The 25,802-nt window shown below is 58.8% G+C and carries 24 protein-coding genes and 2 pseudogenes; 15 read left to right on the top strand and 11 right to left on the bottom strand.

The window, feature by feature from the left end; translation table 11 throughout:
- Positions 1-35: 35 nt before the first annotated feature.
- From dsrK to dsrA, 8 genes are all read right to left on the bottom strand, one after another.
- A complete protein-coding gene (gene dsrK, locus BLP65_RS09530) occupies positions 36-1,643 on the bottom strand; it encodes a sulfate reduction electron transfer complex DsrMKJOP subunit DsrK (RefSeq protein WP_092995976.1) in 1,608 nt (535 codons plus the stop codon).
- Between the two features lie 27 nt (positions 1,644-1,670).
- Complete coding sequence (locus tag BLP65_RS09525) at positions 1,671-2,396, bottom strand: respiratory nitrate reductase subunit gamma (protein WP_092995973.1); 726 nt, start codon at positions 2,394-2,396, stop codon at positions 1,671-1,673.
- 66 nt (positions 2,397-2,462) lie between these two features.
- Entirely contained in the window at positions 2,463-2,798 is a 336-nt protein-coding gene (locus BLP65_RS09520; protein WP_092995970.1) for a TusE/DsrC/DsvC family sulfur relay protein, read from the bottom strand.
- A gap of 45 nt (positions 2,799-2,843) precedes the next feature.
- Positions 2,844-3,143 (bottom strand): sulfurtransferase complex subunit TusB, encoded by a 300-nt coding sequence (gene tusB / locus BLP65_RS09515; protein WP_092995967.1) that lies wholly within the window; start codon positions 3,141-3,143, stop codon positions 2,844-2,846.
- 14 nt (positions 3,144-3,157) lie between these two features.
- Positions 3,158-3,541: a sulfurtransferase complex subunit TusC gene (tusC, locus tag BLP65_RS09510; protein ID WP_092995964.1), complete on the bottom strand. Its 384-nt coding sequence runs from the start codon at positions 3,539-3,541 to the stop codon at positions 3,158-3,160.
- A 17-nt stretch (positions 3,542-3,558) separates the two neighbouring features.
- Positions 3,559-3,951: a sulfurtransferase complex subunit TusD gene (gene tusD, locus BLP65_RS09505; protein WP_092995961.1), complete on the bottom strand. Its 393-nt coding sequence runs from the start codon at positions 3,949-3,951 to the stop codon at positions 3,559-3,561.
- A 34-nt stretch (positions 3,952-3,985) separates the two neighbouring features.
- Entirely contained in the window at positions 3,986-5,056 is a 1,071-nt protein-coding gene (gene dsrB, locus BLP65_RS09500; protein ID WP_092995958.1) for a dissimilatory-type sulfite reductase subunit beta, read from the bottom strand.
- An 86-nt stretch (positions 5,057-5,142) separates the two neighbouring features.
- The gene (gene dsrA / locus BLP65_RS09495; protein WP_092995955.1) at positions 5,143-6,396 is read right to left on the bottom strand and encodes a dissimilatory-type sulfite reductase subunit alpha; all 1,254 of its coding nucleotides are present in this window, start codon (positions 6,394-6,396) and stop codon (positions 5,143-5,145) included.
- A gap of 628 nt (positions 6,397-7,024) precedes the next feature.
- Between dsrA and BLP65_RS09490 the strand changes: the two genes are divergently transcribed.
- The 5 genes from BLP65_RS09490 to pabB all read left to right on the top strand — a co-directional run bounded on the left by BLP65_RS09490 (position 7,025) and on the right by pabB (position 10,747).
- Positions 7,025-7,201 (top strand): sulfur relay protein DsrC, encoded by a 177-nt coding sequence (locus BLP65_RS09490; RefSeq protein ID WP_092995953.1) that lies wholly within the window; start codon positions 7,025-7,027, stop codon positions 7,199-7,201.
- A gap of 191 nt (positions 7,202-7,392) precedes the next feature.
- Positions 7,393-8,103, top strand: a complete 711-nt coding sequence (locus tag BLP65_RS09485; protein WP_092995950.1) for a hypothetical protein — start codon at positions 7,393-7,395, stop codon at positions 8,101-8,103.
- A complete protein-coding gene (cas6, locus tag BLP65_RS09480) occupies positions 8,100-8,774 on the top strand; it encodes a type I-MYXAN CRISPR-associated protein Cas6/Cmx6 (protein WP_245688286.1) in 675 nt (224 codons plus the stop codon). The genes BLP65_RS09485 and cas6 overlap by 4 nt, the downstream gene beginning before the upstream one ends.
- A gap of 185 nt (positions 8,775-8,959) precedes the next feature.
- The gene (locus BLP65_RS09475) at positions 8,960-9,298 is read left to right on the top strand and encodes a TusE/DsrC/DsvC family sulfur relay protein (RefSeq protein WP_092995947.1); all 339 of its coding nucleotides are present in this window, start codon (positions 8,960-8,962) and stop codon (positions 9,296-9,298) included.
- Between the two features lie 54 nt (positions 9,299-9,352).
- Positions 9,353-10,747, top strand: a complete 1,395-nt coding sequence (gene pabB, locus BLP65_RS09470; protein WP_317623054.1) for an aminodeoxychorismate synthase component I — start codon at positions 9,353-9,355, stop codon at positions 10,745-10,747.
- A gap of 203 nt (positions 10,748-10,950) precedes the next feature.
- Here the strand turns inward: pabB and BLP65_RS09465 are convergent, their stop codons facing one another.
- Entirely contained in the window at positions 10,951-11,319 is a 369-nt protein-coding gene (locus BLP65_RS09465) for an Hsp20/alpha crystallin family protein (protein WP_092995944.1), read from the bottom strand.
- 595 nt (positions 11,320-11,914) lie between these two features.
- On the opposite strand from BLP65_RS09465, the gene egtB reads away from it, so the two are divergent.
- From egtB to BLP65_RS09445, 3 genes are read left to right on the top strand one after another with little or no spacing between them, the layout of a single operon-like run.
- Positions 11,915-13,201, top strand: coding sequence for an ergothioneine biosynthesis protein EgtB (gene egtB, locus BLP65_RS09455; RefSeq protein WP_092995938.1), 1,287 nt, complete (start codon positions 11,915-11,917; stop codon positions 13,199-13,201).
- Positions 13,198-14,187, top strand: a complete 990-nt coding sequence (egtD, locus tag BLP65_RS09450; protein ID WP_175452510.1) for an L-histidine N(alpha)-methyltransferase — start codon at positions 13,198-13,200, stop codon at positions 14,185-14,187. Before egtB ends, egtD begins: the two co-directional genes overlap by 4 nt.
- A gap of 37 nt (positions 14,188-14,224) precedes the next feature.
- Positions 14,225-14,905, top strand: a complete 681-nt coding sequence (locus BLP65_RS09445; RefSeq protein WP_092995935.1) for a Crp/Fnr family transcriptional regulator — start codon at positions 14,225-14,227, stop codon at positions 14,903-14,905.
- Between the two features lie 44 nt (positions 14,906-14,949).
- Here the strand turns inward: BLP65_RS09445 and BLP65_RS09440 are convergent, their stop codons facing one another.
- Positions 14,950-15,876: a histone deacetylase family protein gene (locus tag BLP65_RS09440; protein WP_092995932.1), complete on the bottom strand. Its 927-nt coding sequence runs from the start codon at positions 15,874-15,876 to the stop codon at positions 14,950-14,952.
- Positions 15,877-16,110: 234 nt separating this feature from the next.
- On the opposite strand from BLP65_RS09440, the gene BLP65_RS09435 reads away from it, so the two are divergent.
- The 6 genes and pseudogenes from BLP65_RS09435 (at position 16,111) to BLP65_RS09420 (ending at position 24,013) form a co-directional block, all read left to right on the top strand.
- Positions 16,111-18,789, top strand: coding sequence for a bifunctional acetate--CoA ligase family protein/GNAT family N-acetyltransferase (locus tag BLP65_RS09435; RefSeq protein WP_092995929.1), 2,679 nt, complete (start codon positions 16,111-16,113; stop codon positions 18,787-18,789).
- A gap of 88 nt (positions 18,790-18,877) precedes the next feature.
- A pseudogene (locus BLP65_RS09430) lies at positions 18,878-20,281 on the top strand (PhnD/SsuA/transferrin family substrate-binding protein); the annotation flags it as partial.
- A 24-nt stretch (positions 20,282-20,305) separates the two neighbouring features.
- A pseudogene (locus tag BLP65_RS17410) lies at positions 20,306-20,533 on the top strand (histidine kinase dimerization/phospho-acceptor domain-containing protein); the annotation flags it as partial.
- Between the two features lie 60 nt (positions 20,534-20,593).
- Positions 20,594-21,019 carry a sensor histidine kinase gene (locus BLP65_RS17405; protein ID WP_399351681.1) on the top strand — a complete coding sequence of 142 codons (426 nt, stop codon included), beginning with the start codon at positions 20,594-20,596 and terminating at the stop codon, positions 21,017-21,019.
- Positions 21,019-21,636, top strand: coding sequence for a response regulator transcription factor (locus tag BLP65_RS09425; RefSeq protein WP_092995923.1), 618 nt, complete (start codon positions 21,019-21,021; stop codon positions 21,634-21,636). The genes BLP65_RS17405 and BLP65_RS09425 overlap by 1 nt, the downstream gene beginning before the upstream one ends.
- 1,156 nt (positions 21,637-22,792) lie before the next feature.
- A complete protein-coding gene (locus BLP65_RS09420; RefSeq protein WP_175452509.1) occupies positions 22,793-24,013 on the top strand; it encodes a GAF domain-containing sensor histidine kinase in 1,221 nt (406 codons plus the stop codon).
- Positions 24,014-24,030: 17 nt separating this feature from the next.
- Here the strand turns inward: BLP65_RS09420 and BLP65_RS09415 are convergent, their stop codons facing one another.
- The gene (locus tag BLP65_RS09415) at positions 24,031-24,684 is read right to left on the bottom strand and encodes a response regulator (protein WP_092995916.1); all 654 of its coding nucleotides are present in this window, start codon (positions 24,682-24,684) and stop codon (positions 24,031-24,033) included.
- Positions 24,685-24,935: 251 nt separating this feature from the next.
- Between BLP65_RS09415 and gspC the strand changes: the two genes are divergently transcribed.
- Entirely contained in the window at positions 24,936-25,796 is an 861-nt protein-coding gene (gspC, locus tag BLP65_RS09410; protein ID WP_175452508.1) for a type II secretion system protein GspC, read from the top strand.
- Positions 25,797-25,802 lie beyond the last annotated feature (6 nt).

The following is a 25,802-nucleotide window of genomic DNA, read 5'->3' as shown; positions in this document are numbered from 1 at the left end:
ATACCTGGCGCGAAGCCCGTCGTTTTGGTTGTTCGTTACTGGGTAGCCTCGACGGTCCCTTCGGCTTTTTCCGAAGAGTCGTCTCCGCCATCGAGTGCCGTTTCCTGCGTCGAACCCGACATAACCAGTGCATCACCCACGATTTGATGTGTGGAGAGAATGGTATCCATCGGGATGTCGAAATAGGGCATGACCTTGGCAAACTGGGCCTTACAGATGGCGCAGATGGCCGCCATGTTGGTCACACCCTGGTTTTGCATCACATCCTTGAGTGCCTCCATACGGGGGAGGGCACCCTTGACGCGGATCTCCATGAGGTCATCGGTCAGCAGACCGCCGCCGCCACCGCAGCAGTAGGTCACCTCACGAATGGTATCGGGATCCATGTCGACGTAGTTGTTGCACGCCGCCTTGAGCAGGGCGCGCGGAATATCGAACTGGCCTCCGGGCTTGTCACCCATCCTCGACGCACGCGCCACGTTACAGGAGTCGTGGAAGGTAACGGTCCTGTGGTCGTTGGCGGCCGGATCAAGTCGCAGTTTCCCTTCCTGCAGGAGGCCGTAGGTGAACTCACAGATGTGCTGAGGGATCGGATAGCGGTGATCCAGCTGCTTCTGCAGTTTCTGGCCGTATTCGTCATCTTCCGCGGCACCCGAGCCGACGCCGGCAACGGTATTCCAGAAGCTGTAGGCGACACGCCAGGCGTGGCCGCACTCGCCGACCATGATGCGTTTGACCCCGAGATCCAGTGCCGCTTTGCGGATACGCTCGGCCACCACCTTCATGTTGGAGTAGGAGCCGATAAACATGGAGAAATTGGCTGCTTCGGCTGCATACGAGGAGAGCGTCCAGCTGATCCCCGCCTCGTGGAAGACCTTGGCGTACCCCATCAGACCATCGATGTGAGGCTCGGCAAAGAAGTCCGCAGAGGGCGTGATGAGCAGCACGTCGGCGCCTTCGACGTCAATCGGCAACTTGATCGGCAGACCGGTATCGTCTTCCATCTCCTCTTCGAATTCTGCCATGGTGGCCTTGAGGGCCGGACCAGGGAGACCGAGATTGTTACCGACCGTCTGTACCTTGCCGAGAATCTCGTTGCAGTACTTCTGGCCGTAGCCGATGGTATCCAGGATCTCGCGGGCGGCCATGGAGATCTCGGCGGTGTCGATACCATAAGGACAGAACACCGAGCAGCGACGGCATTGCGAGCACTGGTGGAAGTAGCTGTACCACTCGTCCAGCACCTCTCTGTCCAGTTCCCGGGCACCCACCAGTTTGGGGAAGTACTTCCCGGCAAAGGTGAAGTGGCGACGATAGACGCTACGCAGCAGATCCTGGCGCGCTACGGGCATGTTTTTCGGGTCCGACGTACCCTGGTAGTAATGGCATTTGTCGGTACACGAACCACATTTGACGCAGGCATCCAGGAAAACCTGCAGGCCGCGGTACTTGCCCAGCAGGTCGCCCATCTTCTCGATGGCCTTATCGTGCCAGTCGTCCACCAGTTCGCCCGGGAAGCCGAGCTTCTCGTTGTGATCCGGCTTGGCGACGAACGGCTTCAGGTGCGCCGTTGCGTCGGGAACCAGCTTGTTGGGAACAGCGGGGTATTCCCTAAATTCCGGTGTCTGGAAATCAGCGGCCACGCAGATTCTCCTCGTTCTTTCGTCCGATTACGACTTGTCCAGCTCAGCAGCCCAGGGGGCCACGTGCCGACGCTCGCGCGGGTTATCGACCTGATTACGGGTCGGGCTAAAGAATACGCCCGGCGCGTGCAGTAGCTTGCTGATCGGGAAGATGATCATCAGTACGGCGACCAGGGCCAGATGGATCAACAGAAGCGGGTCTGTCGGCAACGGCTGCAGACTGAAGCTCATCAGTCCCAGGAAGAAGGTCTTGACGGCGATAATGTCGGTATGAGCCACGAACTTCATCATCAGACCACTTCCACCAATGGCCACCAGCAGTGCAAGCATCAGGTGGTCCGAAGGGTTTGTAATATAGCGAATGCGGTCAACAACCAGGCGGCGGCCCCACAGGCCGAGCAGCCCAATCGCCATGGCGAAACCCGCATACATGCCGAACGGCTGAATAAAGACGATTACGCCCGGGATAGGATCCATGAAGTAGCGCAGATGGCGCAGCAGCACCAATGCCAGCCCTACATGGAACATCCAGCCGAACAGCCAGATCCATTTGTTGCCCTTGAACAGGCTTTCGAAGAAGACGACCTCGCGAGCCATGCGTGCCACCACGCCGCTCTTGGTTGTCGGGGCGGGTGTGGTCGGAATCTTCAGGGGCGCCGGCGTTTTCGCATATTTGTAGATTTTGTAGGCGAGACCGCCAACGAAAAACGCCGTCGCGAAATAAAACAGTGCGGCATAAAAAAGCCCTGCCATCAATCGACCCTCCGAACTACGGACAGTAGGGGTGGGGAGGCCTCCAGGGGCCTCCCCGATCCTGACTTAAATGCAGCCGGTCGGCTTCGGCAGACCAGCGATCTTGCAGGCCTGCTTGGCCGGGCCGTACGGGAACAGTTCGTAGAGATACTTGCTGTTGCCTTTCTCTGGCCCAAGCTTTTTGCCAATGGCTTTGGTCAGTACGCGGACTGCCGGAGCAATCTGGTACTCTTGGTAGTACTCACGCAGGAATTCGATAACTTCCCAGTGAGATTCGGTCATTTCAAGGTTCTCGGACTTGGCCAACTCAATAGCCACATCCTTATCCCAGTCATTGATGTTGGTGAGGTAGCCTTCCTCGTCAACTTCAACGCTATTACCTGCAACGTCCATCGTAGCCATGACACTATCTCCTTTGAGATTGATTCGTAGTGGGTTTACACCAAATTACAGCCAGGCCTGTACCTTGTCGTTCTCGACGGCAAGGTCGACAAAACCCGCGTAATCCACCAATTTCACGCCGTCCATCACCTTGTTGGCAACGCCACGCAGTTTGACGTCGGGCTCAAGGGCATAAACGGTGAACTTGCTCATTGCTTCCTGCACTTTTTCGGATACGGCAGTGCCTTTCGTGGCGCCGTACACGCCGTCCTCGATCAGCAGAATGGCGCTACCTTCTTTGGCGTGAGCCAGGCAGGTGTCCAGACTGTTCTTCTCGAACGGCGACTTGTTGACGGTATGTAACATTTCTCTTCCCCCGGTTAGAAGCTAAGGACGACGTCCATCTCTTCCATCAGGTCGCGGATCTCGTCGGCGGTTTTCACCTCGACATCCACCAACAGGTCTTCTTCGGTCAGACCACGCATTTCCAGAGATTCTTTGCCGACATAGAGCTTTTCCACGTCGTACATCTCCAGAGCGCGATAGGTCGGAGAGAAGTTCTTCATTTCCGAATCGCTGTTGTCCTGACCTTTGGTGAGCTGGTAAACACCGTCATCCAGGAATACCAGGGTGACGTCCTGCTCGAAAGCGGCACCGATCAGAACCACTTCCAGGGATTCGAGGGCGTAAACCGTTCCGTACGGAGCCTTGCGGTTCATGTACAGGAACTTCTTTACCTCTCCCCCCATCATTTCTTCACTCATCGTCTCACCCCCAATCGTTAGTCACCAAACACGACCAGCCGATCGGACTGGATGCCGCCTTCGATGAGCTGGCCCAGGCCCGAAATGCGGAAGCCCGGGGCGATGTTGTCAGCGTCTTTGCCGTTGCGTTTCGCCTCGTCGGCGTCGGCGATGCCGCGGCGCTGGGCCGCGGCAACGCAGATAACCAGATCGAGGTTGTGCTGTTCGGCAAGTTCACTCCAACGATTGACGATGTTCCGATCATCCTGCGGAGGCGTTGTCAGACGAGTGCCGTTGTTCACGCCGTCGTGGTAGAAGAAGACACGATAGATCTCGTGTCCCTTCTCCAGAGCAGCCTTTGTGAACAGGTACGCGCTGTCGGACGCCTGGTGCTGATAGGGTCCTTCGTTGACTTGTACCGTGAACTTCATTAGCTCAACCCTTTCTTTTTGCTTTGAACCGTTCTTAGAAGCGGATGTGAGCAGACGCGTTCAGGTTAACGCGACCACCGCGCCAGTTGTCGATGTGGTACTTGGTGAACGGCAGGCCGGTCTTCTCGAAGAAACGGGGCCAACCGATACGCTCTGCCCACTCGCCCATGCGCTCGTAATCTTTCGCGTCTTCCTTGTAAGCCTTGAGGATGTTCTTCACGACCTCGGCAACTTCAGGCCAGCGCGGCGGATTGTTCGGCAGGCCGGCAGCGACCAGCTTGTGGAAGGTCGGCTTGCTACGGGCGTTGGAGTTCTTGCCACCGACCCAGATGGCCAGCTTGGAGTGCTCCGGATCGTTGATCTGCATCGGCGGGCAGGGCGGGAAGCAGGCGCCGCAGGCGACACACTTCTTCTCGTCGACCTCGAGAGACGGCTTGCCGTTGACCATGGCCGGGCGAATAGCCGCAACCGGGCAACGAGCCACAACCGATGGGCGCTCACACACGTTGGCCACCAGGTCATGGTTGATCTTGGGCGGCTTGGTGTGCTGGATGTTGATGGCGATGTCACCCTGGCCGCCGCAGTTGATCTGGCAGCAGGAGGTGGTCATGCGCACGCGGTTCGGCATTTCCTCGTGGGTGAAATCGTGATGAAGTTCATCCATCAGGGCCTTGACAGCACCCGAGGCGTCGGTGCCCGGGATGTCGCAGTGCAGGAAGCCCTGGGTGTGGGAAATCATCGAAATGGAGTTGCCGGTGCCACCGATGGGGAAGCCTTCAGACTCCAGCTTCTCGATCAGGGGGTTCACCCTGGACTCGTCAGACACCATATATTCGATGTTGGAGCGAATGGTGAAGCGGACGTAGCCGTCGGCGAACTCGTCGGCGATGTCCATCAGCTTACGGATGGTATGAACATCCATCTGACGCTGGGTACCAGCGCGAACGGTCCAGACCTGGTCGCCGCCTTTGGCGACGTGGTGCAGAACACCCGGACGCGGGCGGTCGTGCCAGGCCCACTGGCCGTAGTTGGCCTTCAGGGTCGGGTGCATGTACGGAAACGGATCCGGTACACCACTCTCAATGGGCATGCGAGGTGCGTTCATCTTTACCTCCAGTGATCAGTTCTTTGTCTCTGGGCGGAAGGTCCGGAGGACCGTTCCGCTATCCATTCAAGTCGAGGCGTTTGCGCTCAGCCGGCCTTACGCTCGAACCATTTTTTGGCTTCCTCGTCCCAGCCATCCATGCGGATGTACGGGTTCGAACGCGGCTGGGTAACCATGTTCGGATCGACATCGAGACCGATGCCTTCGAGGAAGTTGATCAGGCCGATACGCTCAATCATTTCACCGGTACGCTCGTGCTCCAGAGCGTTTTCGGCGAAGAAGTCGATCATCTCTCCGGCCAGTTCTTCCAGCTTCTCGTAATCTTCGTCGGTATCGAGCTTCATGAACGGCACGATAACGGTGCCCATCAGATCACCGATCTTCAGGGTACGCTTGCCGCCGACCAGGATGCTGATGCCTTTGTCGTCACCGGGAGAGAGCGCCTTGGTGAGGACGTTGATGCAGTGCATGCAACGAACGCAGTCCGAGTTCTTGACATCGAGGGTGTCGTCTTCGTTCAGGGACAGCGCCTGGGTGGGGCAACGGGTGATGACGTTGTCGACGATCCACTTGCGACCCTTGGTCTCGACATAGTTCTTGAACTCGCCCTGGTCGACTTTCATGTCATCGCGCCAGGTACCGATCATGGACATGTCGGCACGCTGAATGGAGTTCATGCAGTCGTTACCGCAACCGGAGACCTTGAACTTGAACTTGTAGGGCAGAGCTGGACGATGCATGTCGTCCAGGAAGGCGTTGACCAGCATGCGCATGGCACGGCCTTCATCAGTGCAGGAGTGCTCGCAACGTGCGGCGCCGACGCAGGACATACCGGTACGGACAGCCGGACCGGCACCGCCCAGATCGAAGCCCATTTCGTTGAGTGCGTCGAAGGCGGGCTGGACGTTATCGGTGGTGCAGCCCTGGAACATGATGTCGCCGGACTGGCCGTGGAAGGCGATAAGGCCGGAGCCGTACTGCTCCCAGATGTCGCAGAACTTGCGAATCGTGGCGGTATCATAGTGCATGCCCGGGGGCGGCATGATACGCAGGGTATGGAACTCGGCCGCGGCCGGGAACATCGGTTTTTTGCTTTCGTCCAGCAATTCGGTGAAGCGGGGGATAACGCCGCCGCCATAACCGATTACACCGACGGTACCGCCCTTCCAGTAACCTTTTTTGGTCTGGTAGGAGGTTTCCAGCTGTCCGAGCAGGTCGACGACCATATCGGAGTATTCCTTACCGTCATTCGCCAGACGTTTCAGTCCGGTGATGAAGCTCGGCCATGGACCGCTTTCCAGCTGGTCGAGCATCGGTGTATCTTGCAATTTTTTCGCCATCGGTTTCTTCTCCCGTACAGTCTTCAACTTGGGTTTCTGGCCTCCCGGATTCGCCTGAGTCGCTTTCGGCTAGGCCAGGTCCAGGCTGCAGGTACTGCTCACGAAACCCTGCATATTCCTAAAGACGTTATTGATGCAGGAAGTCCTACTATCAATTGAGGCCAAAGTTTAGAGGTTCCTAATGAAGTGCAATATCCTCACGATGGGGGGGTGAGGGGGCGATATAAGCTATCCTAAATGGGATATATAAAAAATAACGCTGTTGCCGTTTCATTATCTATGAATTTTCTGAATAGCTAATTAAATCAACTATATGCATTCGCAAAATCATGTGGAATGTTAGTAGCTTAAGTCCATCCCGAGGGATACCTTCAGTAGTTTCCGCTTTTTTTAGGCACTTGTCAGCAGGTATTGTTCCCGGTTCAATATTCTTTAGCGGGCGGGTGCGAGATTGTCTGGAAGGGTTGAAAAAGTCCCCTTGTGACGACATCTCCTGTCCTCAGGCGTCTGCCCGGATGAACAGCTGACAGCTACGGGGACTGCGATGCGCCGGCAGGGACGAAGCGATTCGTTCTTCTTCGCCGGGAACTACTGATGTCCGGACACTACCTAAACAAGGTGAACTGTGATGCTCTACCTGAGCGAGATACTGATACAGAATCCGCAGATCGAATCCTTCGATCAGCTGCTGGAGACGGTCGAGGAGCGCGCCAAGACGGAAATGTTCTTCCGCATCGATGTCAAACCGCCGTTTCCGGATACCCCGGAAAACTGGGAAGACCGTCTGGAGGCGGTGTTTACGTAACAGCGACCGCGAACCGCAAGACGTCGGAGCGTAGAGAAAAGCCTGAACGGCTGACCTGTAAGCCGAGAGCTCCGTATAAGCCACGGGGACATCGGGTCGCAGCCGATAGCGGTATGGGTCTGGCCCGCTTTTTTCTACCCGCCTTGGCGTAGACTTTGCGCACAAAACAGTCGAAATAGGAGCGATTTGGCGTGAAATACTTGAGAACAGAGGCGAACCTCGGCGAGGCAGAGTGCTCGACCGATGCGGTGGCATCGAGCCAGCGGCTGGAGCTGCAGCTGCAGTCAGTGCGCGAGGATCTGGAGAGCCTGCCCATGGACGCCGCAGCGGATTCCCGGATGAAGTTGCTTCTGGATTCCGCTTATGTGCTTCTGGACCTGGAGCGCCGCGAGGAGGCGTGGGAGGTCGCCAAACCGATCTTCGATGAAGCGATTGCGAGTGAAAACTGGCTGCGTGCGGTAGAGGCCACCGATGTGCTGTTTCAGGCCGACCGGCCCGATTCCGTCAAGGCCCTGGCTCACGGGATCTGGCTGGGCGTGACGTTCCCCATTGATCCGGAGTTGTCGGTGGCGATGCTGCAGTACATGGTGGAGGAGACCCCGGATAATTCCGATGGCGCCGCCGTGGCGGCGGCCGCTGCCCGATATATCACCGACCTCCGGGCCGAAGGTCAGCAGCGGGATGATCTCCAGTTCTTCACCATGCAACTGCTCGGCGATGTCGCGCGGCGCCATGGCCAGGTGGATGAACAAGAGGTCTTCGAATTCTGGATCGAGCGCCTGGAGCTCAATGATCCGGCCAAGTTTTTGCCGAGGCTGGCGAAGATTCTTGATGTTATCGTCGAGGAGAGCTGGTGGTTTGATCGTGACACACTAAGGGCGAAGATACCCGAGCAATCATGAGTATTTACTGGCGCGAAGACGAAGAGCAGGAAGAGTTTGTCGTTCCCGAAGATGTGCTGGATGTCGCTTTCGACATGCGCTGCCGGGCGCTGCCCGTGGACCATGCCGATGCGCTCTACCAGGCGATATGCGAGGCACTTCCCTGGTTCGACGCGGTGGAGGCTGCCGGGCTTCACCTTATCCACGGTGCCGAATCGGGCAATGGCTGGGAGCGCCCCGAAGACAGCGATGAACTCCTGTACCTGTCCCGGCGCACCAAACTGACGCTGCGCCTGCCCAGAGAGCAGGTGGAGGAGGCCGAGGCACTCACTGGCCAGACCCTGAGGGTGGCAGGTTACGACATGACCCTGGGCAAGCCCACGCGGCGGCCGTTGAGCACCCACTCGGCACTCTATTCCCGCCACGTCGTTTCCGACCCGGCCGAGGACGAAGAGGCCTTTCTGCAGCGCAGTGTCGAGGAGCTAAAAGCGATCGGCGTGCGCTTCAAGAAGATACTTTGCGGTAAGATGCACGTTTTCCGGACCACCGATGGAGAGGTGATTACGCGCAGCCTTTTCGTCGCGGACTTGTCCCGGGAGGATGCGGTACGGCTCCAGGAGCAGGGTGTCGGTCCAGGCCGCAAGCGCGGCTTCGGGGTTTTCATTCCCCATAAAACCGTTACTAAAAAGTAGCTTTTTGCCAGGTCGCAATGGGTCAGGAGCATAAAGAAGGTGAAAAGGTCGGCGGATCCGGCAAGTCAGTGGCTGGTCGCTGAGTTGTGCAATTCACCGGTTTTTGGCATCTTGGCGTGCTTTGCACCTTTGCGATTCTTTTTCGAAATTGACCTTCAAATCAGAACCAGCTAGGAGAAAAAAAAATGCCTTATGAAGTCAACGGTACCACGGTTGAGTCCGACGCCAACGGCTACCTGACCGACATCAATGCCTGGAATGAAGAGGTTGGCAAGGCCATCGCCGCTGCCGAAGGCGTGGAGATGACCGAAAAGTCCTGGGATGTCGTCAATTATCTGCGCGACGAGTACATCAATAATGGCGGCAACCAGCCCAACGATCGCAACATCGTCAAGGCCATGTCGGAAAAATGGGGCGAGAAGCTTTCCTCCAAGGATATCTATACCCTGTTCCCCATGCAGCCCTCCAAGCAGGCCGCGAAGATTGGCGGTCTCCCCGAGAGTCGGCGCAAGGGCGGTTACTAAATCCGCCAGGCACCCCGCGCCACGGCAGCGGGGTGCCGTTTTCAATACCCTCCTTTGGCCATCCCGGCCCCATACCTTTGTAGCGAGCTGCCTTACCGGGCGGACAGTGGCGAACTGTTCGGGGCGGTAGCAGACCGTGCCTGGTCGATGCTGCTGGACAGTGCCGGCTGTGGACGTTTCGATATCCTTGTCGCCGACCCCTTTCTGACCCTGACTACAGAAGGGAGAAGTACCACGATAACGCCTCGCGAGGGTGCGTCAAAGACGGTCGAAGGAAACCCGTTGGCGCTGGTGCGGCGCTATCTGGGCCCGCAGATGCGGCCGCTGCCTGACGGGATTCCGTTTGCCGGCGGCGCCCTGGGCTACTTCGCCTACGATCTGGCCTGTTATCTGGAGGATTCGCCCGATCGGGAGCGCCCGGCCGCGGCCCTCCCCGAAATGGCGATTGGTCTCTACGACTGGGCGCTTGTGGTCGATCACCGGCAGCAAAAGACGCGCCTGGTCTCCTCCTGCCGCGACCCACATACTCGTGCCACCTGGGCAGAGTGGGTGAAGACCTTCGAGGTGCCGGCTATCCCGCGGATGCGCCGCTTCCAGACCCTCGGCACACCGGAATCCAATCTGACACGGGAAGCGTATCTTGAACGCCTGGCGCGCATTCAGCGTTACCTGGTGGAGGGCGACTGCTACCAGGTGAACTTTGCCCAGACCTTTTCCGCATCTGTCTCCGGTGATCTCTGGGCGGCCTATCGCCAGCTTCGGCACATCAATTCTGCCCCATTTGCCGCCTATCTCAACACGCCCTCCGGGCAGGTACTGAGTGCCTCACCAGAGCGGTTTCTCCAAGTGCGGGCGGGAAGTGTGGAGACGCGTCCGATAAAGGGTACGCGGCCCCGTCACGAGGAAGCGGGACGGGACCGCCAACTGGCGGCGGAGCTGGGGGAAAGTCCGAAAGATCGCGCGGAGAACGTGATGATCGTCGATCTGCTTCGTAATGACCTTGGCAAAAGCTGTGCAACGGGGAGTATTCGCGTTCCGGAACTGTTTAAAGTCGAATCATTCGCTTCGGTGCACCATCTGGTTTCCAGCGTAACCGGCCGACTTGCCCCGGAGAAGGACGCCCTCGATCTGCTGGAAGGGTGTTTCCCGGGAGGCTCCATCACCGGAGCGCCCAAACGACGCGCGATGGAGATCATCGAAGAGCTGGAACCCGAACCACGCGGCCTCTACTGCGGAAGCATCGGTTACATCGGTTTTGACGGTGCGATGGATACCAATATTGCCATCCGCACCCTGGTGCACTCCGACGGAGAGATCCGCTTCGCCGCCGGCGGCGGCATCGTGATGGATTCCGATCCCGAAGCGGAATACCAGGAGAGCTTCGACAAGGCAGCGCGCCTGCTTGCACTGCTGGAGGCTTTCATAACTATCGACACGAACGGCGGTTAACCACGGGGAACGCGGGGCGCACGGGGGAGAAAATAACCCCAAAACTTGTTTTACCCCGTGGTCCCCGTGTCTCCGTGGTTATCAGTTCTTCAGTGATTCGGGCCTGAGCAGCAGGGGCAGATTTATCAGGAGGAGCACCAAGCGCACTCGCACCTCGCACCTCGCACCTCGCACCTCGTATCTTGTATCTCGCACCTGTGGTCTCAATGCACCTCGACCCGGAGTGGGCGGGCGGGTTCGAGTTTGGGGAGGGTCAGTTCCAGTACGCCGTTCTCCAGGTGGGCGTGGGTGTGGTCGGCGTCTACCGGCACGGGTAGCGCCACGGTGCGTTCAAAGTTTCCGAGTGCTCTTTCGTGGCTGAGATAGGCGCCACTCTCCTGTTTCATCGGGCGGCGTCCCCGCAGGAACAGGTGCTGCACGTCGACAGAGATATCCAGGCACTTTCTCGGAAATCCGGGGACCAGGGCCCGTACGATCAATACATCTCCCCGATCGATGATATCCAGCGGTGGATAGGCCGGCCCGAGCTGGATGCCGCCGTCGCCGTTTCCCCCTGAGATTATCCCCGCCATCCGTGCCTCCTAGTGTACTGTTGCATGCTTGACGATGCTTTCAGAGCTCCCAAAAACGTCAGGACAAGGCGCAGCGCGCAGGCAATGGTTATTCCCTTGTCAAGCGCTGCACGAATCCGCCGGGAGCGGATTCGGACAGCCGAAGGCTGGCCCGAAGGGCGGACTCCAGGGATGGAGTCCGCAACGCCGTCATGGCGTTTTTGGGGGGCTCCCTTCGGGCGAGCCGCTGACCGGCCATCTGCGGCGTTGCGTTTCTTGGACCGCTCTTGCGCATCCCTGCGCCCGCGGCATTTGTGCGTCCCTGCACTTCAAAGGGCACGCCATTCCCTGCGAAACGCGCTTTGCATCTGGCCGGCCAGCGGCTCGCTGAAAGCACCGACAAGCATGCAACAGTACACTTCCCCGTCCCTGTCACGATTAACTATCATCATAGCAAGGTGGAGCCCGAGCTCCGGCTGATCCGTTTTTTCAAACGGCCTGGTAAGTGCAACCTTCAATCCTTGCGGGTCATACCGGTTTACCGACCGGGGGTTGGCTGTACGCCCGGGCAAGGGGCTATTGATGTCGATGGCCCCGCGACAGGAAAGGAGCGAGAATGCCCCGAACCGAGGGATTACACGTGGCCGATGACAAGAGGGAGCAGCTCATCGACCAGTACCGTGGGACTCGTGACGTCAGCGAAAAGCTCTGCGACCCGCTGGCGATCGAAGATTATGTGGTGCAGACCATCCCCGAGGCGAGTCCGCCCAAGTGGCATCTGGCCCATGTGACGTGGTTTTTCGAAACCTTCCTGCTGAAGGTGTTCGTGCCCCGTTACCGCCCATTCCACCCGCTTTTCGAGTTTCTGTTCAATTCCTATTACAACAGTGTCGGTGCCCAGTGGCCGCGCTCTCGCCGGGGAGAATTGTCCCGGCCGACGGTCGAGGAGGTCTACGCTTATCGTGCCTGTGTCGACGAGGCGATCGTCTCGCTGGTGAATACTGCTACAGTCGCCGATTGGGCCGAAATCGCCTGGCGCCTGCAGCTGGGGATAAACCATGAACAGCAACACCAGGAGCTCCTGCTCACCGATTTGAAGCAGAATCTTTCACTCAATCCCCTCTATCCCGCCTACCGGGAGGATCTGCCCGCGCCCTCCGGGCGGCAGGCTCCGGCCCTCTCCTGGTTGCACTTCGAACCTGCGGAACCCTTGATCGGGCACAGCGGTGACGTTTTTGCCTTTGACAACGAAACACCGCGCCACCGGGTCTTGCTGCAGGGCTTCCGGCTGGCCTCCCGGCCGGTCACTAACGGAGAATTCCAGGCCTTTATCGAAGAGGGCGGTTATTCCGAGCCTTCCCTGTGGCTCTCCGATGGCTGGAGTGTGCTTCGGGCACATGACTGGGACGCTCCGCTGCACTGGCGGCAGATAGACGGGCAGTGGTTCGAATACACCCTGGCCGGGTTACGGCCCCTGAATGCCGATGAACCGGTATCGCACGTCAGTTATTTCGAAGCCGATGCCTATGCCACCTGGGCCGGTAAGCGGCTGCCGAGTGAACAGGAGTGGGAACATGCGGCCCGTGGCCGGAGAGTCGATGGAAATTTTCGTGAACGGGGCAGGTTTCATCCGGAGCCGGCGGAGGAGGGCCGGAAAAAGCCGTTACAGCTCTTTGGCGATGTATGGGAGTGGACCCGCAGTCCCTATGGCCCTTATCCGGGCTACCGGCGGGGCGAGGGCGCATTCGGTGAATATAACGGCAAGTTCATGTGCAATCAGATGGTAGCGCGGGGCGGCTCCTGCGTGACGCCCCGGGATCATTTCAGGGCGAGCTACCGAAACTTCTTCTATCCCCATGACCGTTGGCAGTTTCTCGGGATACGTTTGGCGGAGGATGCATGAATACAGCAGTTTCCTACCCCCGTTTTTTCGATGCCGGCCCGGAACCCATGCATCTGCGTGAAGAGGTGGTCGGCGGACTGGCGCGGCGGCCGAAACGGTTGTCGCCAAAACTCCTTTATGATGCTCGCGGGTCCGCCCTGTTCGACATCATCTGCGAGCTGCCGGAGTACTATCCGACACGCACCGAAACGGCAATACTGCGTGACAATGCCAGGGGTATTGCGGGCCTGATTGGTGAAGAGTGTGTGCTCATCGAGCCGGGCGCCGGGAGCTGTCACAAGGCGGAGCTTCTGCTTTGCCACTTGCCGGCTGCGGCTTACGTGCCCACCGACATCTGCGGTGACCATGTACGGGAAGCTGCCCAGCGGCTGGCGACCCGTTTTCCGCGCCTGGAAGTGGCCTCCGCATGTGCTGATTTTTCCCAGTTCGAGGTGCTCTCGAGCTTTGTCCCTCCGGGCCGGCGCGTGGTCTTCTTCCCGGGTTCCACCATTGGTAATTTCGAACCTCACGAGGCGAAGCGCTTCCTCGTCAATGCCGCCGGGTTCGTGGGGCCCGACGGGGGACTGTTGATCGGCGTCGACCTGAAAAAGGAACCCGAGCGGCTGGATGCTGCCTATAACGATATCCGCGGAATTACGGCGGAGTTCAATCTGAATCTGCTTACGCGACTCAACCGTGAACTGCAGGGCGATTTTCATGTCAACCGGTTCCATCACCAGGCTTTTTATGACACGGACAAGGGGCGTGTTGAAATGCACCTGCGCAGTGAGGCCGCCCAAGAGGTCTCGGTCGCGGGTCTTCGGTTTCGTTTTTTACCGGGTGAAACCATTCACACCGAGAATTCCTACAAGTATACGATTCAGGAATTTCATCGCCTCGCTGCGAACGCCGGCTTTGTCCCCGGCGGCGTCTGGACCGACCGTGAACGCCTGTTCAGCGTCCATTATCTTACTCCACGGATTGCAGGTGCGGGGCCGGCGGGTTAATGTGGCGACGTTATGAATCCGGAGACCCGGAGAAGCGATGCATAATATTGTCGGGATTAGCCAGGAACTGAAGGGTATTTATCTGTTCAGCGGTTTAAGCGAAGAACAGACCGAAACCCTGCTGGAATATGCGGCATATCAGGAGTTGCAGCACGGGGAGAGACTGTTTTCGCACGGGGATCCCTCGGAGCGCTTCTTCTGGCTGCGCAGTGGACTCATCAAGCTGACGCGATTGTCGGCGGACGGTGAGGAGAAGGTTGTTGAACTGATTCGGGCCGGGCAGGTATTCGGTGAGGCGATTGCCTTCATGGAGCGGCAGGAGTATCCCGTCAATGCCGAAGCCATCGAGCGGAGCGAGGTGGTGGGGTTCGAGAGCCGGCGTTTTCTGAATCTATTGCGGACCTCTCCGGATAGCTGCTTTCGGCTGCTGGCCGGGCTCTCCATGCGTCTGCATAGCCAGATCAATGAAATCGATCGGTTGACGCTTCACAATGCCACGGCACGGGTCATCGGTTACCTTCTCGATCAGCCGCGCGACGGTGACCGCATATTGCTTGGCTCACCCAAACACCTGCTCGCCTCGCGTCTCTCCATTCAGCCGGAGACCTTGTCGCGGATCTTCGGTCGTCTGAACCGTGACGGACTGATAAAGGTGGAGGGACAGACCATCTATGTCCAGGATGCCGAAGAGCTAAGGCGCTTTTTCGAGCGGCAATAAGTTTCGCAGCCCGGGCTGTCCGGCACCGGGCGGGTAGTGGATGATCAGTCGTTCAGTCCCATCAAGGCCCTGAGGTGATGCCCTACGCTTCGGGCCAGTGCATCCGGTACATAGCCGCCTTCCAGCACCGAAACCACCCGGCCACCGGCATGACGGTGCGCCACTTCCACGATTCCCTCGGTCACCCAGCCAAAGTCGGCCTCGGTCAGTCGCAGCTGGCCGAGCTCTTCCCGGGCATGGCCGTCGAATCCGGCGGAGATGAAAATCATCTCCGGTGCAAACTCCTCAAGGGCCGGAAACCAGCTGGTTTCAATAGCTTCACGAAAAGCAGCGCCGTTACTGCCCGCAGCAAGGGGGACATGAATCCTGTTGGGGCGTTCGACGATCGCCGTCCAGGGGTAAAACGGATGCTGAAACGATGATGCCATCAGGACCCGTTCGTCTTCCCTGAATATCGTTTCGGTCCCGTTACCGTGGTGGACATCGAAATCCACGATAGCGACCCGCTTCAGTCCGAGCGCCTGCAGTGCGTGGGCTACTCCTACGGCCACATTGTTGAAAAAGCAGAATCCCATTGCCCTTCCCGGTTCTGCGTGGTGGCCCGGCGGCCGGACGGCGCAAAAGGCGTTTTCCACTTTGCCGGCAATCACCATCTCGGTCCCTTTGATCACGGCACCCGCCGCACGCCGGGCCGCTGCCAGTGTGTATTCGTTCATGGCGGTGTCCGGATCGAGCTGCACCAGAGCTCCCTCAGGGTGAATGGCCTCCAGTTCATCGATGTAGGAGGGGAGATGGACCCGCTCCAGCTGTTCGCGGGTGACATTCGGTGCATCGACCGGATGCAGGAGTTCCATCAGTCCGGTGGCAATCAGATGATCCTGAATCGCCTGCAGACGAATGGCTGCTTCCGGATGGATATCGCCCATGTTGTGCAGTAGGCAGTCGGGGTGAGTGATATAGGCAGTAGCCATGGGAGTAATCCTCGTGCGTTTGCCGGGTCTCGGATTATTGAAAGAGTAACCCACCGCGCCTTGCCCTGGCCCACTTAGCGGGGCTCTGAGTGCCACCCTATCTTCTGCATGGACCCTGGATTATTTATGTTCGACAGGCTGCTAGGCTGATTAGCATTCAGCCTGTTAGCACCGGAAAACGCGAAAATCCGCTGTCGGATTTGTGGCGAAGGCCGAAAAAAGGGACTTTTTAGCATGGCGCAGCACTATCTCAAACAGCTTTTCGAGCCCGAATCGATGGCTATATTCGGAGCCAGTGACCGACCGGATTCGGTAGGCGCTTTGGTGTTCCAGAACATGCTGGAAGGCGGGTTTAAAGGTCCTGTTTTCCCAATCAACCCCAAGCATGAAAAGGTGAGAGGACAGAAGGCGTACGCTTCGATCGATGAGGTGCACCAACCGGTTGATCTGGCGGTGATCGCCACGCCCGCACCGACCGTGCCCAACATCATCGAGGCTTGCGGCGCCCACGGCATTCGTAGAGCAGTGATCCTTTCGGCGGGATTCCGGGAAGTGGGATCGAAGGGGCGCAAGCTCGAGCAGGCGGTGCTGGAGAATGCGAGAAGGTACGGCATCCGCTTTCTGGGACCGAACTGCCTGGGGGTGATGCGGCCCGGACTGGGTGTGAATGCCACGTTCAACAAGGGCGGCGCAAAAGAGGGTCGTCTCGGGCTCGTTTCGCAATCGGGTGCATTGTGCACGGCCATTCTGGACTGGGCTGCCGCCAACGATGTCGGCTTTTCGACGGTGATTTCCACCGGGATCTCTGCCGATCTCGATTTCGGCGAGATACTCGATTACCTGGTCGCCGACCCCAAAACCAACAGTATTCTGCTGTATATCGAGGGGATTCATAACTCCCGCTCTTTCGTGAGCGGCCTGCGTGCGGCGGCCCGGATCAAACCGGTCATCGCGCTCAAGGTCGGACGGCATGCGGCCGGCTCCAGGGCGGCCGAATCGCACACCGGAGCCCTGGTGGGCTCCGATGATGTATTTGATGCGGCCCTGCGTCGTGCCGGTGTGGTTCGCGGAATGCGTATCGGGCATCTCTTTGCAGCTGCGCAGACACTCACCTCACGATTCCGTGCCGAGGGGGAGCGCCTGGCCGTGGTGACCAACGGTGGAGGACCCGGAGTGATGGCCACCGACCGGGCGGAAGATCTCGGCATTCCCATGGCGGAGCTTTCGGAAGCCAGTCTTGGTGTGCTCGACCAGGCCTTGCCGGGGACATGGTCCCACGGCAATCCGGTCGACGTGATTGGGGATGCCTCGGTGGATCGCTATGTAAAGGCCCTTGAGGTATGCCTCGCCGATCGGGGAGTCGACGGGGTTCTGGTGATCCTGACGCCCCAGGCGATGACCCGCCCCATGGAAGTCGCCGAAGGCGTCGTCGAGGTCGCAAAAAAGGCGAAAAAGCCGGTACTGACCTGCTGGATGGGTCAGATACAGGTTTCCGAATCCCGTGAATGGATGCGCCGCTCAGGGTTGCCCAGCTTCCAGACCCCGGAAGCGGCGGTCGAGGCCTTTTCCTATTTGACCGCCTATTACCGCAACCAGCACCTGTTGTTGCAGACCCCGGGGCCGGTGGGCCGACGCCGACAGCCGGACGTCGAGGGGGCGCGCCTGATCATCGAAAGCGCCCTGGCCGACGGACGCAACGTGCTGAGCGAGGTGGAATCGAAGGCGATATTGGGTGCCTTTCAAGTCAGGACGGGCCCGGCGGTGGTGGTCCGCTCCCCGGGTGAAGCTCTGATCCAGGCCGAGTCCATGGGCTTTCCCGTAGCGCTTAAAATCAATTCCCGGGATATCACCCACAAGAGCGATGCCGGAGGCGTACGGCTCGGGATCAGCAATGCACAGGGGGTTCGCTCCGCCTACAACGAATTGATCAATGAAGTGACCCGTCGGCGCCCCGAAGCACGCATCGATGGCGTGACCATTGAGCCTATGGAGTTGCGGCCCAATGGCCGTGAACTGCTGGTGGGCCTGATCACCGACCCGCTGTTCGGACCGGTGATTACCTTCGGGTCGGGCGGGACGGCTGTCGAGGTGATGGGCGATCGGGCGGTCACCCTGCCGCCCCTGAACCATTTCCTGGTCGCGGACCTCATCCGCCGCACCCGGGTCTCCAAAAGCCTGGGAGCCTTTCGGCACATGCCACCTGCGGACATGCAGGCGCTGGAAAGCGTGCTCATGCGTGTCTCGGAAATGGCCTGTGAGTTGCCCTGGGTTCGAGAGCTCGACATCAACCCGCTGATTGTCGATGAAAACGGCGCCGTAGCCGTTGATGCCCGGATCGTGGTGGATTATCCCACCGTGGGACAGGGACCTTACGGACATATGGCCATCTATCCCTACCCGGTGCATCTGATGATCCACTGGCAGACGCCTGATGGTCTCGATGTGGTGATTCGGCCGATTCGGCCGGAGGATGCGGAGATTGAACAGGCGTTTGTCCGCCGGCTCTCCGAGCGTGCCAAGTATTTCCGGTTCATGCAGACCCTTGAGGAACTCACCCCCGCGATGCTGGCCCGGTTCACCCAGATCGACTACGACCGGGAGATGGCGCTGATTGCTGTACTCGAGGAGGAGAAAGGCGAGATCCAACTGGGTGTATGCCGATACATCATCAACCCGGATGGCATCAGCTGCGAATTTGCCGTTGTAGTAGCGGATGAGTGGCAGCATCGCGGGATAGGGCACCGGTTGATGGTGCAACTGATGGAGGCCGCACGAGAGCGTGGTCTCAAAAGGATGGAGGGCGAGGTCCTCGCCGACAACCATGAAATGCTCGCACTGGTGCGTTCGGTCGGTTTCACCGTTATCACCAACGAGGAAGACCCGAAGATAAAAAGCGTTTACCGCGCTCTCTGACTGGAAAGCGGCGCATGGCAAGGCCCGATGACTCCACGGGCGGAAAGAAAGCTGGTAATCTGGGTGATCTCTTTCAGTCGCTGCCGTCATGCCCCGGTTCGTCGTCCTCTCATTGCTGTTTCTACTGCTGTTTTCCGGTCCCTCGGTCGCTGAACTCGAGGTACGCATCGGTGTGCTCAGCCATCGGGGCGATGAAGCAACCCTCCGGTCATGGGAACCCACCGCCGATTACCTGAACGGGGCGTTGCCGGGATTACAGTTCAGGATTGTGCCTCTGGATTTTGATGCAGTCCTGCCCAAGGTAGAGCGGGGGGAGATCGATTTTGTCCTGACCAATCCGGGTATTTACGTCAACCTCGAGGTCCGGTACCGGGTTTCGAGAATCGCTACACTCAAGAATCGGCGAGGTGGCGTCGGTTACAATATATTTGGGGGTGTAGTCTTTACCCGGGCCGACCGTGACGATTTGCAAACCTTGTCCGATCTGCGAGGCGTTCGTTTCGCCGCTGTGGATCACACCTCCCTGGGCGGCTTTCAGATGGCCTGGGGCGAGTTGGCCAAGGAGGGCATTGACCCATACAGGGATTTCTCCGAGTTGCGCTTTGCCGGCACTCATGACCGGGTGGTGCGGGCCGTGCTTGCGGGAGAGGTCGACGCCGCCACTGTGCGCACTGATATTCTGGAGAGAATGGCGCAGGTGGGCAGCATCGATCCCTCCCGGATTCGGATTATCCATCAGAGGAGCGATCCCGAGTTCCCCTTTGCTCATAGTACGCCGCTCTATCCGGAGTGGCCCTTTTCCAAGCTCCAACACACGCCAAACAGCCTGGCCCAGCAGGTGGCCGTAGCTCTTCTGCAGATGCCGGTGGAGCATCCGGTGGCCCTTGCCGGGCGCTATTCGGGTTGGACTATCCCACTCGATTACCAGCCGGTCCATGAGCTGTTCCAGGAGCTTCATCTGCCGCCCTATCCGGAACGTCCGGTGAGCTTCTGGGAGGTTGTCCATTATTATGGTCAGTACCTGCTGGCGGGTGTTGGCGCGCTGTTGGTGATGGGGCTGATGAGTACCTGGGTATGGAGGCTCAATCGCCGGCTGGAAAACGCCAACAGCTGCCTGGAACAGCAGCACAATCTGATTCTCAATTCGGTTGCCGACGGTATTTATGGGGTGGATCTGAAGGGCAACTCGACTTTCGTGAACCACGCCATGGAGGAGGTGACCGGGTGGAACGCGGCCGAACTCATCGGCAGGAATCAGCATGAAGTTCTGCATCACACCAGGGCCGATGGTTCACCGCATCCCCCGGAGGAGTGTCCGGTGTATACCACGGCCCGGGATAACGTGTCCCGCTATGTGGAAGATGACGTTTTCTGGCGCCGTGATGGAACCAGCTTTCCGGTCGAGTACACCAGCACTCCGGTTCATAATGAACGCGGTGATTGCGTGGGGGCGGTCGTGGTGTTTCGTGATACCACTGCCCGCAAGGAAGCGCAGGAGCGCCTCCGCCGGCACCAGATGGAACTGGCGCATGTGGGACGGCTTTCGACCATGGGTGAAATGGCATCGGGGATCGCCCACGAGCTCAATCAGCCACTGGCGGCTGTTACCAATTACAGTCGCGGCTGTATCAACATGCTGCGTACGGGGAATGCTGCTCCGGAGCAGGTTACGGAGGTCATGGAACGGGTTGCCGGGCAGGCACAGCGGGCGGGCGAAATCATTCGCCAGCTACGTGCCTTTGTCCGAAAGGATCAAAGTGAACTCAGTGTCATTGACCTCAATCGGCGCATCAGTGACTTGGCGGTGCTGATCGGTCCCGATGCCCGGCGCGAGGGAGTCGCTTTCCAACTCGACCTGGATCCTGCCGAAGCCCGGGTCCAGGGACGAGGAATACAGATCGAACAGGTGGTGCTTAATCTGGCCCGGAATGCCATCGAAGCCATGCAGACAACCGTCGCCGACGAGCGGCGTTTATTGATCTCCACCTGTGTTCAAAAGGGATGGGTGATCGTGCGGGTGGAGGATACCGGTCCCGGCGTCGACACGGAATTGGTCGACACGTTGTTTGCGCCGTTTGTGACCAGCAAGCCGGATGGAATGGGGCTGGGCCTTTCCATCAGCCGTGGCATTATCGAAACCCACGGCGGTACGCTATCGGTCTCCTCTTCATCGAAAGAGGGCAGCGTATTCCAGTTTTCACTGCCGTTGCATCCTCGCAGAGAAGGTTAATGAACAGCGAACAGCCTACCGTTTTCATTGTTGATGATGATGAAGCCGTGCGCGACTCCCTCAGCTGGCTGATGCGCTCCGTTGGACTGGCTGCGGAGAGCTTTCCTTCGGCCCGTGCCTTTCTCGACAACTACGCCCCTTCGCGTCCGGGCTGCCTGGTGCTCGACATCCGCATGCCGGGCATGAGCGGACTGGACTTGCAGGAGCAGATCCGGGAGCGGGGGATGGAACTGCCGGTGATCTTCATCTCGGGGCATGCCGATGTCCCGATGGCTGTGCGGGCGCTCAAGTCCGGTGCCTTTGACTTCATTGAAAAACCGTTCAATGATCAGGTGATCCTTGAACGGGTACAGCGTGCCATCGAGGAAGATCGGGAGACTCGCTGCAGAACGGCTGCGAAGGCCGACGTGCTGGGCCGTATAAACCGGTTGACTCCCCGTGAAAAGGAGGTGCTGGACCTGGTGGTGGAGGGTGCGCCCAACAAGGTCATCAGCACCACCCTGGGGGTCAGTCTGAAGACCGTCGAGGCCCACCGGGCTCGTGTCATGGAAAAGCTCCAGGCCGGCTCTCTCTCGGAGCTGGTGCGGCTGGTACTCTTCTGCTCCGGCAGGGACTAGTGCACTGTTGCATGCTTGGCGATACTTTCAGAGCCCTCCAAAAGCGTCAGGACAAGGCGCAGCGCGCAGGCAATGGTCGTTCCCTTGTCAAGCGCTGCACGAATCCGCCGGGAGCGGATTCGGACAGCCGAAGGCTGGCCGGAAGGGCGGACTCCAGGGACGGAGTCCGCAACGCCGTCATGGCTTTTTTGGGGGGGCTCCCTTCGGGCGAGCCGCTGGCCGGCCATCTGCGGCGTTGCGTTTCTTGCAAAGGGCGCGCCATTCCCTGCAAAACGCGCCTTGCATGATGTGCATGGATGCACAAATGCCGCGCGCGCATGGATGCGCAGGAGCGGTCTGGCCGGCCAGCGGCTCGCTGAAAGCACCGTCAAGCATGCAACAGTACACTAGCGGCGGCGAATCAGCTGTTCGGGTCCTGATTCCACCCGCACCGCTACCCGGTATTGGATAAGGGTTAACCCTAACCATACCCGGTAGTTCCCCCAATTTTAATCCCCCTTTGTCTAGGCTTTAATCTTCTTGCCGGCGAAGAGCCGTATTTCGCGCCGGATTCCACGAAAACGACCAGAAGTACCCGGAGGATGGAGGATGTGGTCCAGGGGTGTTCCAAAAATGATTCTGCTGGCCGGCTGCGGCACAGCAGGCGCCGAATGCCCCGGCAAGGACCCGTCTGCACGCCATTACTTCCGCCGAATACGCACGGAGCCGTGCGGCATCGGCGGGTGGGCAGTGGCGTGATACCCGTGATGTCCTGCTGGCCGCCGTGAAGGCGGCCCGGCGGGGCGATTTTGGCTTCGCTGTCGAGTGGAGAAAGGGGACGTCGCAGAGCAAGTCCCGTGTTTCTGATCAGGAGGATCGCTGAGTCAACGCCACCGATTTGACACTATTTACGCCAGGGAGTGAGGCGTAACCGTAATGAATCCCCCTTTTTGCCGGTCGGGCGCCTGCCTATTTCACCCCCCTTTTTTGGGTAGGAGAAAACGCCCGGCTGGTTTCTTTTATGGATGGCCCGAGCCTTTCGCGGCGCCTTGCATTACCCCCCTCAGCGGCTAGATTCAAAAGTGTCAATGGGAAAAAACCCGCGGGTTTAATCCCCAAGGCCTGTAATCCGACACCTTCATTCCAGTCCGATAATGAGGCCGTTGCCGTGAATCTGATGTCCAGGCAAACAGAAGTGCTGCTGTCTGCTGTCGAACAGCTGAACCCTAGCGAGAACGCGTCTTCGCCTGAAAAAACGCTAAGGCGGCTGCTGGACGGAATCAACCGGGTATTATCCGCCGATCAGTTGGTCGCCCTGATCTTCGATACCAACGGGCGGGAACACCGGGCGGCCCTCGGGGCGCCGGTCGATCAGTGCCAGGAGCATTGGTTGCGACGGCGGATCCCCGATTCCGGCGGGAGGCCGGAGGTGTCCCTGGTCGGTCGGGAGTACTGGGGCGGCACGAACAGCGAAGAGCGCTGCCTCGGCAGCCATATGCGTAGCGGTGCACTGGTTGCGATACCCTGCGGGGGTCGCTGGGGCGTGCTGTTGGTGGCCTACCATACCGACCACCTGTTTTCGGATCAGGAACTTTCCCTCCTGCGGATCTTTGCAAACCTGGCCGGGGTCTCTTTATCGACCAAAGCCTTCGCTGCTGATGCCCCCGTTAGCGAGCTTCAGGATCATTCGCGGCAGCGTTTGTCAGCGCAGGAGAGTGAGCGTCAGCGCATTGCAGCGGAACTTCACGACGGCATTGGCCAAAGCCTGACGGCCGTCAAATATCTGCTGGAAGGCGCTTTGCTGGAGCACGCCAAATCGAACGGCGAGGTTGGTCGCGACACGCTGATAACGACTCTGCACAGTGTACAGTCCACCATCGACGAAGTACGGCGTGTGGCTATGGATCTGCGTCCAGCCATGCTGGATGACCTTGGACTGCAGCCTACGCTGGCGTGGTTCTGCCGGCAGTTTCGGGAAATCTATCGACCCTTGCGGGTACACCTGCAGTTTGGCCTGGACGAAGAGGATATGGACCCCGACCTGCGGGTACCAATTTTCCGGATTTGCCAGGAAGCGCTCAACAACATCGCCAAACATGCAAAGGCCAAACGTGCCGAGGTATCGCTCTCCCTTGAAGAGGGTCGGTTGCTGTTGCGCATCAGTGACGATGGTGTGGGTTTGAAAACGACCGGCAGAGTCGGATTTGGTCTGAAAAACATGCGCGAGCGCGCCGAGTTGTCGGGTGGTCGGCTGGTGATTACCAGGGGGAAACCCCGTGGTCTCGCTATTGAAGCGAGCTGGCCGATACCGGAGATGGACCTGCCGCGTCTGGATGGCCTCGGTGACCGTGCCCTTTATGGCGGGGGCGGGGAGTTATCCGGAATACATCCGGCCTGAATCAGCGGTTTGGCATTTCAATGGGCAAGCCCATTGTTTATGGCGTAGGCGGTGAGTTGTGAGGCGCTGTGCACATTCAGCTTCTTCATTAGATTCGAACGGTGCTTCTCCACGGTTTTTTCACTCAGCGAGAGGTAAGTCGCAATCTCGCGGTTGCGTGAGCCTTCAGCAATCAGTTTGATGACTTCGCGCTCGCGTCGCGTGAGTGTCTCCCACGAAGCGGGTGTACGGTTCAGAGAGTTATTGCCCAGATATTCGGTGACCACATTCTGGCAGATAGCCGGGCTTAAGTAGGTTTTCCCATTCAAAATGCTGCGAATCGCCACAAGCAGTTCGATGTGCGAATCGTCCTTGAGGATATAGCCGTCGGCCCCGGCGCGCAGCGAAGCCCGAATATACTCCTCGGTCTTGTGGATGGTGAGTACCAGGACCTTGACCACGGGATGGCGCTTTTTGATGTCCTGAATCGCCTCCGTACCGTTGGTGCCGGGCATGGAGAGATCCATCAGGACCAGATTCGGTTTGGTTTCAGTCGCTTGCAGCAAGGCTTCACGGCCATTTGCCGCCTCGCCGATGACCTTGAGGTCGGGCTCGTTAGCCAGCAGTGCCCGCAATCCTTCACGCAAAATCGCGTGGTCTTCCACCAGCAATACACGGCTAGCCGTTGCCATAGAGCTTCCCTGTCCCGGTTGGTTACGTTCCCTGTCCTTAAAACACTCCGTCCGTAGACGGTACAGAAAAGCATAGATCACCGGCTACATGAATTCATTGAGCGGGTTGCGTACAATTCTTAAAGAGGTTCGAATACGTGATGGGCATCCCGACTGCAGCAAGCGGGGAATCCCGCTACGGATATAATCGGTCCGTGAGGTATCCAACCAGGGTGTGTCCAGTCAATGTATTTCAAGCGGGGTGTCAAGCAGTGGCGTCGTTTGCCGTTACAGTACCGTCCCAGGAGCGGTTAATTCCCTGGGTTACCGGCGTACTGGTGATCCTGTTGGCCTATGCCCTTGCGCAGGGCACATGGCGCCTGATCCCCGATCCGGTGTTGCCGGAAAGTTCGGTGATCAGGAGTGGTGCGTCCGCAGAGGCATCCTCCACAGCATCCGGTCTGGAGGATGTTGCCGACCTGCATCTTTTCGGCCAGCCTTCCAGTCAGCACCAACCGGTGGCGGCGGTTCCCATCGATGCGCCGGAAACCCGTCTGAATCTGATCCTGAGGGGGCTGTTTACCGCCGACCGGCCGGAGGACGGGGCGGCAATTATTGCCGATTCACAGGGGAACGAAAGGTTCTACCTGAATGGTGATCAGTTGCCAGGCGGGGCACAGTTGAAAGAAGTCCATGCCGATCGGGTCATTCTTGCTCGGGGAGGGCGGTTTGAGACCTTGAAATTGCCGAAGGCATCCGAGTCCGGAATCTCGCTGGACGAAGTGTCCGGGACTGGCGGGGCCGCTTCCGGGGTCCGGCAATTGCCGGAGTTGCGTAGTTATCGCGAAAAGATCCTGGCAAACCCGACTTCCGCATTCGATTTGGTGAAAATGCGGCCGGTCAGCGAAAACGGACGGCTGAAGGGCTATCGGGTAAGCCCCGGAAAGGATCGGGAACTGTTTCGCAAGGCAGGATTGCGGTCCGGCGATGTCGTCACCGGGATCAACGGGATGGGGCTTGATGATCCCGCCCGGACTCAGGAGGTCTTCAAGCAACTGACTTCCGCCAGCCAGTTAAATCTGGTAGTGGAACGGGGAGGCAGACAGCAGCATATCGTGCTGAGCGTCGAGTGACGAATC

The organism is Thiohalomonas denitrificans, from assembly GCF_900102855.1.
Classification (GTDB): domain Bacteria; phylum Pseudomonadota; class Gammaproteobacteria; order Thiohalomonadales; family Thiohalomonadaceae; genus Thiohalomonas; species Thiohalomonas denitrificans.
Note: the sequence above shows the minus strand (reverse complement) of the source record. Positions and strands in the feature narration are given on the sequence as shown.

Coding starts and splice junctions, on each gene's coding strand:
- BLP65_RS09490 (WP_092995953.1), top strand. CDS start 7,025: ATGCTCTACCTGAGCGAGATACTGATACAGAATCCGCAGATCGAATCC.
- dsrB (WP_092995958.1), bottom strand. CDS start 5,056: ATGAACGCACCTCGCATGCCCATTGAGAGTGGTGTACCGGATCCGTTT.
- BLP65_RS09415 (WP_092995916.1), bottom strand. CDS start 24,684: ATGGCAACGGCTAGCCGTGTATTGCTGGTGGAAGACCACGCGATTTTG.
- BLP65_RS09465 (WP_092995944.1), bottom strand. CDS start 11,319: ATGGCGGGGATAATCTCAGGGGGAAACGGCGACGGCGGCATCCAGCTC.
- tusC (WP_092995964.1), bottom strand. CDS start 3,541: ATGAGTGAAGAAATGATGGGGGGAGAGGTAAAGAAGTTCCTGTACATG.
- BLP65_RS09520 (WP_092995970.1), bottom strand. CDS start 2,798: ATGGCTACGATGGACGTTGCAGGTAATAGCGTTGAAGTTGACGAGGAA.
- BLP65_RS09475 (WP_092995947.1), top strand. CDS start 8,960: ATGCCTTATGAAGTCAACGGTACCACGGTTGAGTCCGACGCCAACGGC.
- tusB (WP_092995967.1), bottom strand. CDS start 3,143: ATGTTACATACCGTCAACAAGTCGCCGTTCGAGAAGAACAGTCTGGAC.
- cas6 (WP_245688286.1), top strand. CDS start 8,100: ATGAGTATTTACTGGCGCGAAGACGAAGAGCAGGAAGAGTTTGTCGTT.
- BLP65_RS09445 (WP_092995935.1), top strand. CDS start 14,225: ATGCATAATATTGTCGGGATTAGCCAGGAACTGAAGGGTATTTATCTG.
- egtD (WP_175452510.1), top strand. CDS start 13,198: ATGAATACAGCAGTTTCCTACCCCCGTTTTTTCGATGCCGGCCCGGAA.
- dsrA (WP_092995955.1), bottom strand. CDS start 6,396: ATGGCGAAAAAATTGCAAGATACACCGATGCTCGACCAGCTGGAAAGC.
- BLP65_RS09425 (WP_092995923.1), top strand. CDS start 21,019: ATGAACAGCGAACAGCCTACCGTTTTCATTGTTGATGATGATGAAGCC.
- BLP65_RS09420 (WP_175452509.1), top strand. CDS start 22,793: ATGTCCAGGCAAACAGAAGTGCTGCTGTCTGCTGTCGAACAGCTGAAC.
- tusD (WP_092995961.1), bottom strand. CDS start 3,951: ATGAAGTTCACGGTACAAGTCAACGAAGGACCCTATCAGCACCAGGCG.
- egtB (WP_092995938.1), top strand. CDS start 11,915: ATGCCCCGAACCGAGGGATTACACGTGGCCGATGACAAGAGGGAGCAG.
- BLP65_RS09525 (WP_092995973.1), bottom strand. CDS start 2,396: ATGGCAGGGCTTTTTTATGCCGCACTGTTTTATTTCGCGACGGCGTTT.
- BLP65_RS09440 (WP_092995932.1), bottom strand. CDS start 15,876: ATGGCTACTGCCTATATCACTCACCCCGACTGCCTACTGCACAACATG.
- BLP65_RS09435 (WP_092995929.1), top strand. CDS start 16,111: ATGGCGCAGCACTATCTCAAACAGCTTTTCGAGCCCGAATCGATGGCT.